Annotated in this window: 13 protein-coding genes; 4 read left to right on the top strand and 9 right to left on the bottom strand. The window is 34.6% G+C overall.

Features of this window, described 5'->3' with window-relative positions:
• Positions 1 to 52: 52 nt before the first annotated feature.
• The 5 genes from OQX63_RS21775 to OQX63_RS21755 all read right to left on the bottom strand — a co-directional run bounded on the left by OQX63_RS21775 (position 53) and on the right by OQX63_RS21755 (position 7,628).
• A complete protein-coding gene (locus OQX63_RS21775) occupies positions 53 to 502 on the bottom strand; it encodes a DUF4262 domain-containing protein (protein WP_265852912.1) in 450 nt (149 codons plus the stop codon).
• 17 nt (positions 503 to 519) lie between these two features.
• Positions 520 to 1,155, bottom strand: coding sequence for a hypothetical protein (locus OQX63_RS21770; RefSeq protein WP_265852911.1), 636 nt, complete (start codon positions 1,153 to 1,155; stop codon positions 520 to 522).
• A 559-nt stretch (positions 1,156 to 1,714) separates the two neighbouring features.
• Positions 1,715 to 2,494 carry a hypothetical protein gene (locus OQX63_RS21765; protein WP_265852910.1) on the bottom strand — a complete coding sequence of 260 codons (780 nt, stop codon included), beginning with the start codon at positions 2,492 to 2,494 and terminating at the stop codon, positions 1,715 to 1,717.
• 1,127 nt (positions 2,495 to 3,621) lie between these two features.
• Positions 3,622 to 7,002: an SMEK domain-containing protein gene (locus OQX63_RS21760; RefSeq protein ID WP_265852909.1), complete on the bottom strand. Its 3,381-nt coding sequence runs from the start codon at positions 7,000 to 7,002 to the stop codon at positions 3,622 to 3,624.
• 62 nt (positions 7,003 to 7,064) lie between these two features.
• Entirely contained in the window at positions 7,065 to 7,628 is a 564-nt protein-coding gene (locus OQX63_RS21755; RefSeq protein ID WP_265852908.1) for a hypothetical protein, read from the bottom strand.
• Positions 7,629 to 7,843: 215 nt separating this feature from the next.
• Here OQX63_RS21755 and OQX63_RS23490 point away from each other — a divergent pair, with 215 nt between their 5' ends.
• A complete protein-coding gene (locus OQX63_RS23490; protein ID WP_416276543.1) occupies positions 7,844 to 8,140 on the top strand; it encodes a transposase in 297 nt (98 codons plus the stop codon).
• Between the two features lie 509 nt (positions 8,141 to 8,649).
• Here OQX63_RS23490 and OQX63_RS21750 read toward each other — a convergent pair.
• On the bottom strand, positions 8,650 to 9,150 hold the full coding sequence (locus tag OQX63_RS21750; RefSeq protein ID WP_265852907.1) for a DUF2004 domain-containing protein: 501 nt from the start codon (positions 9,148 to 9,150) through the stop codon (positions 8,650 to 8,652).
• A 156-nt stretch (positions 9,151 to 9,306) separates the two neighbouring features.
• On the opposite strand from OQX63_RS21750, the gene OQX63_RS21745 reads away from it, so the two are divergent.
• Together OQX63_RS21745 and OQX63_RS21740 are read left to right on the top strand one after the other, a co-directional pair.
• Positions 9,307 to 9,711 (top strand): EVE domain-containing protein, encoded by a 405-nt coding sequence (locus OQX63_RS21745; RefSeq protein WP_265852906.1) that lies wholly within the window; start codon positions 9,307 to 9,309, stop codon positions 9,709 to 9,711.
• Between the two features lie 289 nt (positions 9,712 to 10,000).
• Complete coding sequence (locus OQX63_RS21740; protein ID WP_265852905.1) at positions 10,001 to 10,513, top strand: hypothetical protein; 513 nt, start codon at positions 10,001 to 10,003, stop codon at positions 10,511 to 10,513.
• Between the two features lie 78 nt (positions 10,514 to 10,591).
• Here OQX63_RS21740 and OQX63_RS21735 read toward each other — a convergent pair whose 3' ends face one another.
• Positions 10,592 to 11,773 (bottom strand): sodium:proton antiporter, encoded by a 1,182-nt coding sequence (locus OQX63_RS21735; RefSeq protein WP_265852904.1) that lies wholly within the window; start codon positions 11,771 to 11,773, stop codon positions 10,592 to 10,594.
• A gap of 70 nt (positions 11,774 to 11,843) precedes the next feature.
• On the bottom strand, positions 11,844 to 12,365 hold the full coding sequence (locus tag OQX63_RS21730; RefSeq protein ID WP_265852903.1) for an acyl-CoA thioesterase: 522 nt from the start codon (positions 12,363 to 12,365) through the stop codon (positions 11,844 to 11,846).
• Between the two features lie 832 nt (positions 12,366 to 13,197).
• Between OQX63_RS21730 and OQX63_RS21725 the strand changes: the two genes are divergently transcribed.
• Positions 13,198 to 14,685, top strand: coding sequence for an alpha-amylase (locus OQX63_RS21725; protein WP_265852902.1), 1,488 nt, complete (start codon positions 13,198 to 13,200; stop codon positions 14,683 to 14,685).
• Positions 14,686 to 14,806: 121 nt separating this feature from the next.
• Here OQX63_RS21725 and OQX63_RS21720 read toward each other — a convergent pair whose 3' ends face one another.
• Positions 14,807 to 15,733: a hydroxypyruvate isomerase family protein gene (locus tag OQX63_RS21720; RefSeq protein WP_265852901.1), complete on the bottom strand. Its 927-nt coding sequence runs from the start codon at positions 15,731 to 15,733 to the stop codon at positions 14,807 to 14,809.
• Positions 15,734 to 15,819: the final 86 nt, after the last annotated feature.

Raw genomic sequence — 15,819 nt, 5'->3', positions numbered from 1 at the left:
GTGAAGTAAATATTAAGATGCACAGCGAGGGGAAAAAGTGCTTTGGTTAATTTTAGTTTGTATTCCCAAAAATTTCCTGGTCATAATCGTAACCGGTCTCTCCAGAAAATTTCCCATTTAAATCAGGAAAAAGGATTTGAACCGATTCGAAGTAATCGTTTTCATAGAATCTGAATGTATTCAATATCTTTTCATTTACGGCCTCATTTTTTACCGGAATAATATATACAGGGAAACGATCAATTAGATTATCTAATTTTTGATTCAAAGGTACTTTCCTGTTCCTGAATGCCTGGGCATAATTGGTTATTAGCGTATTGGTTAGCCCATTTGGTAAGCCAGAAACAAAAGCTTCTGGTATCCCAAAATTTTTATACAGTCCGCTTGAATAACCAAATGGGGTAAAGTCCTGTTCTTCGAGAACATAGGTTACATGGTAGCCATGTTTTTCAATATTGTTGTCGACAGTTTCAATGTACAATCTTTTTTGCTCTTCTCTCATTTATAAGGAATTTCCTGCTATTCAAAGTTATAAGGATAGTTAATTTCTTTCAGATCAGTTTCAAGTAGTTCCCAATCTTCCAGTTCCTCAACAATTGATAAAACCATTTCTTTTGTGAGTGTATGTCCACTATAAATTTTTGATACGGTTTCAAGAGGGATTCCAATTGATTTATAACTTCCTTCAAAATAATCTGTTGCCCAATCTACATAAGTCTGAGGATTTCCATCAAAAATGCTTAACATTTCTCCAGAATTATCTTCAATATTTTCAAGTTGTCCAACTTGCCAGGTTTTTGGTTCAGTGGCCCATATGCAAAATGTAGTACCGATTGATGCGACGGGCTCCCCAAAAATAAATTCATTAAAAATTGAAGGCAAATTTGCGGTTAGTTTGGTCTTGTCTTGTTGTTTGTATTCTAGTGCAGAACCATTTATTACACAGCCGTTATCAAGAAATAATATATGCATTTCTTCACCAGAACCATTTCGCATTTGCAAACACTGTTCATTGATACCCCACTCCGAATTAAATGAATAATAACGATACTGCCATTCTTGACAAATTATCGCGTCTAAAACTGAAATCGCTTTACAAATAGCCTCTAGTGCCTTTCTATTTGGTAGTAAACTGAGATTTTTTGTCGAAATCATTAGTGCTGTAGTATTTGATAGTTATTTGCTTTCAGTTTCATTTTGACTTAATAATGAAAGCACAAGTAATTTAGCCTGTTAACCTGGACACTGAAACTTGCGCTAGTAGGGGATTATCTTATCGGTTTACTTTAAAATAAATAGTTTATGTTTAGAATATTATTGTTGGTTCTCTTTATTACAAGTAAAACACCACCAGTATGCTCTATCCATATCTTTTAATAGTGATTCTGATTTTTGTTTGCAAACGTTACAATTACGCATTATCCTTTCATCTTCCAAAGCCAAATAATTACAGGTGTAACAACCCCAATTAGTTTTAATATAAGGCTCATCTTCAATAGCCCATGTAAAGCTTTTAGTGCCGCATTTAGGGCAGATATATAAGGACATAATTGCTAATATAATGATTCATTGAGATTAAGAGCTTAGCTTACTGTCAAAAGGATAGGTTTGGACTTAGGTATACTTATTGAATTTATCATTATAATTTATACTTCTATTTCAAATCTAAAATAGGTTTATTAAGTGTTACTTAACTAAATGAATTGTTCACTTTTTAGTTCTTATACAATTCGGGCCTGGTTTTGATCATTCCCCATTTTAACTTAGGTAATTCAAAGATCTCATCGTAAAGTGTCTTAACTTGTTTATTTCCACTTAAAGAAAGGTGCACTATGTTTTTTAGTGATAAAATTGGGCTATAGTCTTTGCTTTGAAGTCTTTCCGTTAAAAGGCGAAAGAACTTGAGTTGAGGCATGTTATTTAAGAAATCTATTTGCTCAATTTTGATGTATTGCGGTCCGAAGCCATCACCTTCAATGCTCAAACTTTCTAGTGTCGATAGATTTGAAAGTTCATCATAGTTAGTTATTTTTTGAAAGTTTTCGACCGATAAACCTATCAGATTTTTAAGTTTTGTTAAAGGTTTTATCGATTCAACACCTGCTCCGGAACCAATATGCAATAATTCGACATGGGTTAATCCTTCAATTGCAGAAATATCTTTATAACCGCCCCACTTAATCTCAAGGCGCTTTAATTGCTTTTGATTACAAACCGCATCAAAAAGCTCCTGAGGCATCCTTGTTCCAAAATGTAACTCCTTGAAGGCTGTTTGATTCTGTGTTAAAAACTCACACCATTCTGTTACCACACGCTTTTTGTCTTTTGGGGTTTTGTATTGAGGTGTAAAGGAATCGCCTAATTGCGTACAATTAATAATGAGTTTTTCTTCCTCATTATATTCTGAAACTTCTACAACCGATTTGATCAGATCATGTTCTTCTTTAAAATAGTAATTGAAACCAAATTCTATTTGTTTGTCGGTTAATTCCATTGGTCGTTTTAAAAGAGTTTTTGTTTTTATAAGCTTCAACGCGATGGTGAGGGAATTGTTTTTTGAAGAAAGGATAAGATATACCCAAGACCGTAATTTAAAAAACCGTATTCCAGCGCGAGTCTTAGGATGCGCCAGCAAGTGGACATTGTATATTAATGAACATTATCTAATTCCGCTATATATGTCGGAACTAGTCTTAATTTCCTTGTAGTACTGATCTATTATTTCTTTGGAAAGATAGCTGCCTAAAAAAACATAATCTTTAGTAACATTATCTTGATCGACAAATCTCACCAAAACTAAAGCATCGGAATCATTCTGCGTTTTGCTAAGTATAAATTTTGCTGCCAAGGGGCTGATTATAACATCTTTTAAAACCACTTGACTTTTTGCGGTAAGTATGGTCGCCTCTCCCCAAGTTCCATAAGAGTTAGACTGATGTTGTATAAAATTACTTATTTGATCTAATTGAATGATTTCTAGAAGTATATTCGTGAAATGTTAGTCAAGAAAACATTCGGAAGCATTTTTGTACTAACCCTCAAATCTTCCCCATAGTTAAAGAAGCTAAAATCAATTTTATTATTTATGGATACCTCGGGCCTTATATCATACTCTAAAGTTTGCCTTAGTAAGATTCCATACTTTTCACTATAAGTTCCGATTCCACTACCACTATAGTTGTTGGGATCATTGATACTTTCAGTTTGCCCATTTGATGGACTATTAAGATCTTCAGAACTTTTTGTTTCTTGACAAGAAGAAAATAGCAATAGGTTAGATGTTATTAGCAGAAAATTAATTAAGATTTGCTTTATTTTCATTTAACTTAGATATTATGATAAATTAATTGCTATTAGGTTTTATTTTTAAAGAATAATTAGATTTCAATCTTGAATTCAAGAAGTAATTTATGTGTCATTTCAAATCAAACATTTTAGGACACTAAATAATTATACCATAACCACTAATAAAAAGTGTCCTATTATGAAAGGTTGAAACTATATCCATACTGACGCAAGTCTTAGCATGCGTGTTGCGTATGAAATAAAGATTAGGATGCACCAGTATCAAATGCACACGCGGCACGCGTGCGCCAGCAAGGGGCGTTAGCGAAAGTTACTTTACAAAACTTCATATAAAACTTCTCTCATTTCATTCTTTTTCTTTTCAGATTTTGTCCGTTTCATATTTTCAATTGTCGGTATTATTAGGTTCTCATAATCTGATTTATCTCCCACAAGGTACATTAAATAAAGTTTTTCAAATAAGTCCAATTTAGAGCCGGTAACTTTTGATATGAATTTTTGTTTATCAAAATCATACGCTAATTCAAAATTTCTATAGCGAACTTCTCTTTGATTTATTATCCATTGTAGGAGTTTTTTAGAATTTACTTTAGGAGTATCGAATAGAATTTTTAAAGCAAAGTTTAACACATTCCCAGTTTTAATATTTGTATGCCAATGTATACATTTCTGATACTTAATAAAATTTAATAGTGTATCGTAATTTTTAATTTCAATCTCATTTTTTGTTTTTAATATTGTTGGCATTAGCAATTCAAGAAACTTAAGAAAAGAATTAGTTTCATCTAGGAAATAAATTTGTAGGTCTTTTTTATTAAATGGATAAGTAATAAAGTTAACCTGATTATCTTTAACTAAAGCAAGACTTAAAGTGTTATCTTTCTTTAGGAAGATTTTAGTTGACATAAAGCTAATTATTTCATAGTCTTCCAATCCATATGATTTAAATTTCTCAAGTTCTTTAATTCGCTTTTCTATTTTTGGCAATTCTATTCCGTTGTATTCAATCTTTAAAACGTTGACAAATTCTCTCAAATCATCAATATCACTCATGCCTATAGAAAAAACACAAAAGTTTATAAAATCTACTCGCATTTTTTCGTTTTTAATTAACCTAATTGAAAGTAGTTTTTCTTCTTTTGACTTTGCGGACAAATTTAAAAATGTATCTTCTTCTAAGAGTTTTTCAATGCCACCCCGTCTTATTGTTTCAAAAGCACAATGATATTGGGTGGGTAAATGACCATTATATTTATGAAAGTAATCTTCAGAATTGATGTATTTTACAATTTCATCGCGAAACTCAGTTGTAAAAACAATATGCGATACTGGCATTACCACGTTGTAATTGAAAATTAGTTCCTTTAACTTGGTATTATTTGATTTTAGTATCTTGAATAACTCTTCAGCGACAATAGATACATCTGATTTATTCATTAATATTTGTACCAAATTAAATCTCAAAGCAGATGATACTCCTTTTTTGCTAACTTCTTTTATTATGCGTTCTACGAGATAAGACTGATACGTCTTTGCTTCAATAAGAGCCTGGATCGAATATTTGAATATTGAAACTTCTCTATTATGTTCTAATTTTCCAGAATGAATGTGTTCTTCATGTATTAAAATTTCATTAAATATTTTGTCAATGATTTGAATGAAGAATTGAAATTCAATCTCTGTATCGTCTTTAAGAATTTGAAGGATTAACTTTAGTGGTCTATACATCTCAGGTAATGTATCATTTGTGTCCCAAATACTCCTAATGAAATTAGTAGCATATTGCCTACCTAAACGACTTTGCTCACTGTATTTAAAGAGTGATGCGGTTAATTTAATAACTTCATTCCAACTTGAATTAAAAACATATTCATTTAAATTATCTTTAAAATAACCTTCTTTCCAACGTGTTTTAAATTCTATAGCAGTGAAATATTCTTGAAATGTTTGGTGAACAAATCCAAACATTGACTCTCCATGTTCGTTTAATCCCTTTTCGAATAAGAAACCTGCATCTTCTCTTAGAAAATCAATAATATCTTTTAAGTCGTTAGTTTCTTCTCTAGGGTTTTGATAGGGAAAAATATTTTCATATTCTTTTTTGAATAGCTCTTTTAATTTACTCTCTGTAATTAGACCAGTAGTAAAATTTAGATGAATGTAGTATGAAATTGGAGCTAATATTGAAATAAGAGTTTCTTTGTCGAAATTCGAATTTCTTTGGGATTCCCTTTGTCGAACCCAGTTTTCTAAAAATGTTGATGTCGCAATATCATAAAGCGAAGCTCTCCTTTCTGGCAAAGTACCACCTTGGTAGTGTATAAGTGTAATAATTGTAATAAGTAATGGGTTACTTGCCATATTCAAAACAGATTTGTTTTGTCTTATTGAATCAAAAAGTGTTTTTGAACTTTGTTTTGCGTTTTCTGAATCATTATTAGAATTTGAAACTACAGATAAGTACCAATTAGTGATAAATTGTTTGATTTGCCCCTCGCCGAATTTCATTACTTGCAGATGATTGAAATAACCATTCAACCTAGTTTCTTTATATCCAACAATTCTTGATGAAACAATTATTTTTGTGTTTGAATATTGAGCGATAAAAGCATTTATACGGTTTACTACTGTGTGTCGAAGACTTGTTACGTTTATCTCATCTATTCCGTCAACTAAGACAAGTAATTGATTACTTTCAAGCTTTTGAGTGAACAACAGTTCATATTTTTTATCAATTTGGTCAATAATATATTCTGAAAGGTGCTTGGATGTTGTTGAAACATATTTCGCAAATTCACTTCCTTTGATAATAATTGGAACCAAATCGCTAAATTGACTTTCTGTTGGCCTGTTTGTGCAAATATTATAAGCTAGATGTTTTAATATTGTTGATTTGCCAGAGCCTGGATCACCAAGGACTACTAATTTATTGAAGTCATTAAGTGCATTTTCTAAAGTAAATGTTATTTCCTTTTGGAGTTCATGTTTTTTCTCTCCGATTTCACTTTCAATTTTTAATGCCAATGGAACATAAATATTCTCTAAACTAATCTTTACGAGAGTGTTGTTTATTTTAGGTGAAAAACCTTTAATATCTAAAAATTTATAGTAATTATGAATATATAAATCATATTCGTTTAATCCTTTACAATATAAATCCCATTTGTCGAGTTCCTGTTTATTGTCGGCAAATTGCTGTTCCAATAATTCGCAAACAGAATTGATTTTATCAAGATTGTTTTGCTTGTTTAGTTCGATATATAAATCAGTTCGATCCAATATGTTCTCTATATTGAATGTGATTTTATCATCTAATACTTTATCAATCTTAATTTGGTCATATTTTTTTTGCTTTTCAGTAATTATAAATATATAAACGCTATCAAATTCTTTATAAAGATCATTCTCAATAAACTTATTTAATGTATGTTTAACCTTATCAAGGTTTGCTGTAGATGTAACTTGAAATGCAGTTTTTTTAATGCTATCTCTTAAATCAATACTTGGATATGTTTTTCCTTCGACATAATTTACATTTTCTAAATTACAGTCATAAATTACATTTAATATCTTTATTAATATATTTTCAGCATGTATATTGATGCTAAACTCACCATTTGTATTTAATATTTTTACTTGCTCTCTAAAACGAGAAAGTAATTGAGAAATTCTGTACAATTTATATTCTTGGTTCATTTCTTTTATAATTTCCGCCCAGTAGATTATATTCGCTTAATGCTCCTGAGCTAATAAATTTCCTATTTGTGTTTCCCTGCTAATGGTTTTAGTTGCGTTCCAAAGGCATATTCAATTATAGGCATTGTATCCGCCATATTACGATCAAATTCTATTATATGAACTTTTAAATCAAGTGATAAAGGTTTAGCCCAATAATACAATTGAAGTCCTTGGGTGGCGCTTACTTTATAAAATCCTAAGTGTGTGATTAGACGTCCCCAAAAGCTTCCTTTGACTTTGCCAACATAAAGTGTTTTTGAATTTAAATCAATATTTTTCTTCAACGCTGGAGTTGATTTTGCATTTGTTAATAGCTTGTACTCGTTTAAAGCTTTAATAACTTCACTAGGGTTTGTTTCAGAAATGATTTCGAACCAGTATAAGATCGGTCCGTTAGCATCTTTTAGCTGGTCGAAAATTGATTTGTATTTTTCAGATTGACGGATATCAATATGGTTGAAGTCTTCTAAGTCTTTACAATTTATAGTAAAACTTAACTCTTTTTTAGGGCCATTTAGACGGGCGCTGCTAAGATTTGAGATGGTATTATCTAAAAAGGTTTGGAGGTATTCAGTATTGGCCACTTAGAGATTAACTTAGGATGAATATTTTGAATATTAGTAAAAAACTAACCTAAAGGTATTCAATAAAATCTTCTAGCAATACGGGAAACCATAATTACACATAAGTAAGTATATCATCTTTCTTTATGTTATCCCATATCTAGCACATCTAGCGTAAATCTTAGTGGCCCTGTTTAATCTAAACAGAAAATGATTACCAACTCAATCTCAAGCCTTTGTTTGATCAGATGCACCAACGGATGCAAACTAGTCTGGGCAAGAAGATGATGACTATAAGAAAAAGCACCGTCGAACCTATAATAGGAACCTTGGTTGAGTATCTAGGTATGAAAAAGTTTTACACCAAAGGTGTAAAACTTTTCAAAAAATGTATGTTAATGGCACGAATGTGTTATAATCTTAAAAAATTATTGAAACATACTTTTAATAACAATATTCGTAAAATAAATGGCAATGAAAATCCAATAATCTATATCAGATTAATGCTCAGAATCCTTTTAATTACAAATTAGGATAAAAGCAAAGTAAATTATTACGTATAAAGAAAAATATTTTAACTATATAAGTTGTGCAACAGCCACGGCACGCTTGCGCTAGCAGAGAAATGGATACAGTTAACTATTAAAATTGTTTGTAGTAGTAATGTCACAATATAGAGTTTCAAAACATTCCGAAATATCGTCACGTTTATATATCCAACGTTCAAATAAGAATAGTTAAACTCTAGCCCTATGGACAAACAAGTACTTCTAGCAATAATTTTCTTGATAGGTCTAATTATTAGATTAACTTATAGATATCTAATGAGAAATCATCCAAAAGAAATTACAAAAAATGGAGAAACGAAGAAATATAGATAAGACAAATCCCTTTTTAGCTCAAGTCTTAGTGGCCCTGGCCAGAGCATAAGCCTGACTTGTGCTTAATAAATCCGTCCATTAAATCTCTGCTAAGCACAAGTCATTCAGCCCACTAGCGTAAACGTTAAGACTTGCGCTAGTAATGGATGGTGGCAGTAATATTAGCTTTCTACTGTCATATAATCCAGTTGTCCGTTCTCATCAGTATTTATTACTACCAAATAATTTGTTATATCTTTTCCAATTGAGTAGTCAAAAATGGCGAAGTTATCTTCATTATCAGGATAAAGACCAACTCTAACTAATTTCAATTTCGACAAAAGTTGCTGCTCAGGTTCTGTTATCGTGTCGTCAAAGTTTACAAGTTTTGTAAGTTCTTCTTTATCAAGTTCCTCAAGATGGTGTTCTAAGTAAAATTTTACGGTGTCGCCATCTTCGTCATTATAGTCATTGAGAATATATGTCTTATTCAGCTTGTCAAATTTTTCTAATTTTTCAATGAAATTTTTTACTTTGTCCAGTATTAATGTGTCAACCGTCTGGTTTTCAAAGTTAAGGTCTACTTGAATTTCATTTCCATTTAATTCAATATCAACATCATAATATTCTTCTAAATTTTCTGTCGGTAAGTTTCCGAAATATGGTAAAGCGTATTCTGCCATTTTTGTTATTAATTTATATCCACAAGATATTCATTTTCATTGAAAATGATATTCCGAAAAACTAACCAATTTTTAATGTTTTGAAAACTCATTCTTTCCAACCTATTTCCTAATCCGTTCTGTTTTGTTAGTTTTGAGCCTAAAATAAAGAATAAGATGAATCATTGGTTGGTCAAGTCAGAGCCTTTTAAATACAGTTGGGAAAAATTTAACGAAGATGGCCGCACCTTTTGGGATGGTGTGCGCAATTACCAGGCACGGAATAACCTGAAAGCCATGAAAGAAGGCGATTTGGTGCTTTTTTACCACAGTAATGAAGGTAAAAATGTGGTGGGCATTGCCAAAGTGGTGAAAGAGTTTTACCAGGACCCCACAACTGATGATGCCAACTGGGTAGTGGTTGATTTATCGCCTGTAGAAAGCCTGAAAAACCCGGTTTCTTTAGAGCAGATCAAAGCAGAACCAAGTTTGGTTGATATATCATTGGTTAAACAAGGACGTTTATCGGTAATGCCATTAAAAGCAACAGAATTTGATAAGATTCTGGAAATGGGAGCGTAGGTTTAGTCTTTAGTCTTTAGTCTAAAGTCCCAAGTTATTAGTCGGAAGTCTTGAGTCTATTGCACGAGGAGGTAATAAAGTTAGGCGTTTGGAGCTGGGAGTTTTCATGCTAAGCGCCTAATGCTACGCACTAAAGTTTGGAGTTGGGCGTTTCGAGTTGAGAGTGGATTGATCGATTTTAGTCCGAAGTCTTAAGTCGGCAGTCTTTAGTCGATTTGAACAATTAACCGTTTAACCAATTATTACAGTTAACCAATTTATACAATTCACCAACTTTAACCGCTCTCCAATGAAAATTTTCTTTGTATCGCTGTGTTTCTTTGTGGCTAATCTGTTTCTTAGTGAAACCAAGGCGCAGGAATTTATCAATTACCAGGTAAAAGTGGTTTCAGATTCTTTACCTGTTGTAAAAGGTACTTTAGAGAAAATTTCTCCTGAAGGTGTCGCTGTGAATGATGGTTATGGGAATTACATCATACTCCGTGCTAAAAATATCATCAGCATCCGCTTAAAGAAAAAAGGCATCAATACAGGTAAAGGATTTCTGATCGGGACACTTGCTGGCGCGGCAATTGGTTCTTTGGCATTTACAGATAACAACAATGGATATGGCAACGAACAACTTGCAGCGTTTTTGGCCGCTACAACTTTAGGGGCAGCAGTAGGCACAACTTATGGCCTTATAGCCGAACTTAAGGCTAAAAAAATGTTTTTGAAGATCAATAAAGATGAAAAATTGTTTGCCACTGCGTATAAAAAACTGGAAATCTATTCAAAAGCTTACTATATTGATAAACCTTAAACGCCAAGCGTGTAGCGTTTGGAGTGGATTAACCGATTTGAACAATTAACCAGTTAAACAGACGAATTGACCTAATCATTAATGAACCGCTGTATTTCTTTTGCTTAAGGTAATACCTAAAGTCATCACCAGGCTGGTGCCCAACACCACCAAAAACAGAAAAGAAGGGCCAACCTCGGCAACTTTCAGCGATTTAGGCAAATTGAAATAAAGTAAAATACTGATCAGGCCGCGTGGTGCAATATAACCGATTGGGCTAAGGGCGCCATTTTTAAATACCTTTAAAAAGAAAAACCGAACCGCGAAAATGGTGAGCAAAATGAAAAAACCATTGGCCAGTACGGGCTTATCGTTAAGCTCGCTAATGTTCATAGTAAAGCCAAAAATCACAAAGAAAAACGTTCTTAAAATAAAGGCACTTTCGGCAGAGAGCTGATATAGCTGCGATAAATCTGCAGCAAGGTTTTTATACAGAAACACACTCCTGAACCAGGCATTCCGGATGGTATCGGCATTGTTCAAAAATAAGCCGGTACTCAAAATCAAAACCAGTGAGGATAAATGGTACGACTGTCCAATGGCATAAACCAGGATCAATATGGAAATAATGAGGAAAAATTTAATGTGGTGCACCAGTTTCCCCATAACATAAAGCAGCACCACGCAGGCAATGGCCGATAATAAAATGATTAAAAAAGTGCTTAAGCCTAAGCCGATAAAGGCCGATGTGGTAATGGAGTGGTTGGTTATGGCAAAGTTGAAAATGATAATGCCGAGGATATCGGAGAAGGAAGATTCATAAATGACAAATTCCCGGTCCTGGCTTCCCAGCGCGGCAGCAGAGGGTATGGCAATGGCCGAACTGATGACGCTGAAGGGAATGGCATTGGCAATGCAGGTATATAAATCTTTATGGGTAATCTGGTAGATAATCAGCGTAATGATGGCTGCTGTTGCGAGTAAAATGGTTAATGCTGAAAAGAAAGCACTCCTGATGATTTTATTTTTTTCGCGATCGTACTTCAGTTCCAGTGAACCCTCAAAAACAATGAGGATTAAACCTACGGTACCGAGCGTGGGTAAAATGGAGAGGAAATTAAAGGTTTGTATTTTGAGGTAATCGACCAGGAAACGCAGGCCAATGCCCAGTAACAACAGCAATAAAACCGATGGTACTTTGGTTTTACTGGCCACTAAATCAAACAGATAAGAGAAAATGACTAATCCGCTTAAAATAATAAGTATGGTATAAGTTGTCATATTTTTCAGCGTAAGGTAAACACTAAAGTAAAACAATCAAACCAAGCAGAAAGGAATTTGTTGAAAAAAATTACGTTTTAAAGAAAAGTGCCTTGAGTTCGCTGGCCTCATCAGGATGCATTTTGCCACCTAAAACCAAACGTAACTGCCGGCGGCGCAGGGCGCCATCAAATAAATCGATTTCTTCGGGCGTTTCCGGAATCAGTTCTGGTACAGGTATGGTTCTGGCGCTTTGATCTAGTGCTACGAAAGTATAATAAGCCTCATTACTTTTTTGACGTGCACCACTCGGAATATTTTCTGCCCATACATCTAAACGAACTTCTACTGAAGTATTAAAAGCCCGGGTTACTTTGGCTTCTATGGTAATCACATCACCCAATTTAATGGGCTGTTTAAAGGAAACATTATCAACCGAAGCGGTCACCACGATACGGTTACAGTGTTTTTGAGCCGAAATCGCCGCTGCAATATCCATCCAGTGAAGCAAACGCCCACCCATCAGATTATTTAAGGTATTGGTATCATTTGGTAATACCAATTCGTTCATAATGGTAAAACTTTCTCTGGCAAATTTCTTTTTTAAACTCATTTAAGGGCAAAAGTAATTAAAATGTATTAGAAATAGATTCTGGCGCAGGGAAATCGCTTTTAACTTTTCTCTGATAATTCTTCCTCTTTCTGCGCATGCCTAATCATTATGTTTGCCACGGAAGCACGAAAAACACGTAAAAACTTTAACTCCTCCGTGATTTCTGTGTTTCCGTGGCTAATTAATTTTTGCACATTTTTTAAAAGCAATTTACTTCGATTATAGTGGATTGAAATGATGTTTTTCTGGGGTGATTTGCGTAATTAGCGGGAAAGTGCGCGCGAAATTGTTCCCGCAGATCAAATAGATTTTCGCAGATTTAGAGCCTGTTTAAATTTTTATAATAAATATAAATAGCCTTTTGCTGTCACCATTAGGGATAATTTATTGTATAAAAATCAATATGAGTGACAGTAGAATTTAATGGAAATAAATCTCTCCGAGCAATCTTTATAGCAAGGATCATTAGCATGATAGATTGCTTCGTCGTTCCTCCTCGCAATGACGACCTTTTTTGGGAGTCTGTCAATGGTAGCATAGTCGATTGCTTTATTAATACGTTGAAATGGTCTTCGACTACGCTCAGACTGACATACGAAATAAATTTTATTTAATTTTAAACAGGCTCTTATTATTTTGTTTTTCTGCGAGGATTGGCGAGATCAGCGGGAAAGCGTGAGTAAGGTTGTTCCCGCAAATCAAAGGGATTTTTGCAGATTTAAGTTATTTTTCTGCGGGCATCAGCGAAGTCAGCGGGAAAGAACTTGTGAAGATGTTCACTCCAAAAACAAATTCATCAGCTCTCCTGTTATCCATACAAAAAATCGAATTAATGCAAAATCAGACCCTTATCCAATTTTTCCATTGGTATTATAACGAAGAACAAAATTTGTGGACTAAAGTAGCTGCAGAAGCGAGTCATTTAAAAGAAATTGGAATAACCGCTGTATGGTTGCCACCGGCTTATAAATCGAACAACGCAACTTATGATGTTGGTTATGCCGTTTACGACCTTTTTGATTTAGGTGAGTTCGATCAGAAAGGAAGTGTGCATACCAAATATGGCTCTAAAGATGAGTATATCAAAGCTATTGAAGCATTACACGAAAATGGAATTGGCGCCTTAGCCGATGCTGTGTTTAACCACAAAGCGGGTGGCGATGAACTGGAGAAAGTATCCGTTAGAACTGTAAATCCTGATAATAGAAATGAATTTACCAGCGATGTTTTCGAAATAGAAGCCTGGACAAAGTTTACTTTCCCCGGACGAAAAGGTAAATATTCTGAATTTATATGGAACCATGAGTGTTTTAGTGGGGTAGACTGGGCAGAAGATAGAAAGGAAACAGCTATTTATTCGATCCAAAACCACTTAGGTGAAGGTTTTGAAGAGGTTCCATCTACAGAATTCGGCAATTACGACTACCTGATGTACAATGATATCGATTACCGCAACAGGGCTGTAGTTGAAGAGTTAAAATACTGGGGCGAATGGGTAGTCGAAACCACTAAGGTAGACGGTTTCAGGTTAGATGCGGTTAAACACATCAATCCTGATTTTATTGTAGAGTGGATCGATCACCTGAATCAAAAATATAACCGCGAGTTTTTTATTGTAGCCGAGGATTGGAACGTGGTAGATATAGCTGGGCAATTGAACTATATTGAAATTACCGGCGGAAGGACACAAATATTCGATTCGTTGTTGCACCATAATTTTTTCCTGGCCAGTAAAAACGAAGATTTTGATATGCGGACGATTTTTGATGGAACGCTGGTGCAGGTAAAGCCTGATTTGGCGGTAACCTTTGTGGATAATCATGATTCGCAACCCTTACAGGCATTAGAATCTTATGTCGATTTTTGGTTCAGGCCTTTAGCGTATGCCATGATCCTTTTGCGCATGCAAGGCATTCCATGCTTGTTCTTTCCTGATCTGTATGGAGGAATTTATGATGATAAAGACAAGGAAGGCGATGAGGTGCATGTTGACCTGGCCGCAATCCCTGCTGTCGAAACCATGAGTAAAATCCGTGCAGCCTTAGCCTACGGTGAACAACGTGATTATTTTGATCATGGTATTTGTGTAGGATGGACCCGTGCTGGTGATGAAGAACATGAAAACAGTGGTTTAGCCGTATTGTTGAGTACAGGAGAGGAAGGCTTTAAAGAAATGGAAATAGGCAAACACTTTGCCGGAAAAACCTTTGTTGATGCCTTAGGCTATCGCCAGCAGGAAGTAATTATTGATGAAAATGGCTGGGCAGAGTTTCATTGCAATGCCGGCAGTGTTTCGGTGTGGGTGTTGAAAGTGGGGTAGTCCTCAATAAATCGTCATTGCGAGAAGGCTTTTTCAGCCGACGAAGCAATCTTATTGCAAGAATCAGTAGCATGAAAGATTGCTTCGTCGTTCCTTCTCGCAATGACGATTTTTTTATTATTTACAAAAAATTATCCTCAGCCCTATACGCCGAAATAACAGCCAGTTCGCCTTCTTTTCCACCTTTCGAATTGCCGTGTTCCATACCCATAACGCCTTTGTAGCCTTTGGTATGCAGGTGTTTGAATAGGTTTTTATAATTAATTTCCCCGGTTGTTGGTTCTTTTCGGCCCGGATTATCTCCAATCTGGATGTAGGCAATTTCATCCCAGCAACGATCGATGGTTTTAATTAAGTCGCCTTCTGTACGTTGCATGTGGTAAATATCATAAAGAATTTTACATGAAGGACTTTTAACTGCTTTACAAACGGCGTAGGTTTCATTTGTTTTTTGCAGGAAAAGTTCCGGGGTGTCGCTCAAGGTTTCCAAAACCATAATCAAACCGTGGGGTTCAAAAATTTCGGCGCCTGCGCGCATGGCATCAATTACATTAGCAAATTGATTTCCATAAGGCAGGTTGCGCTCATAAAACCCAGGCACTACGGTAAGCCATTTGGCATTACAGCGTTTTGCGGCTTCTACCGATTTTTTACAGGTTTCGATAAATTTATCTTTAAACTCCTTTTTGCCGGTGGTTAAAGAGGTTTTCCAGTTATCACCACCATCTACTACAAAAACGCCCATGCGCATGCCCAGTTTCGCAAGTAAATTACCGATTTTCTCCTGTTCTTCAACAGAACGACCCAGATAACCGTTATCTTCTATCGAACGGAAACCTTTATCGTACATAAATTGGATCTGATCTAGAAAACTCTTGCCTGCATGGTTTTGGAACATGCCCTGGTGTGGTGCATAATCGAGGTTAAAAGTTTTATCGCTTAATGTATCATTTGTTTTTTCGGCAGCAAAACTATTGGTAATTCCTGCTCCGGTGGTTATTGCACCAGCAGTTAATAAGCTGTTTCTTATAAATTCACTTCTTTTCATCGGTTTGTTTTTAAACGGATAACCTAAGTTCGATTAATATTTATTCGTAATGATTGCATTTTTAAGCTCCCTTGCCTAACGCGATC

The organism is Pedobacter sp. PF22-3 (genome assembly GCF_026239555.1).
GTDB lineage: Bacteria > Bacteroidota > Bacteroidia > Sphingobacteriales > Sphingobacteriaceae > Pedobacter.
This window is presented reverse-complemented; position numbering and strand designations above follow the sequence as displayed.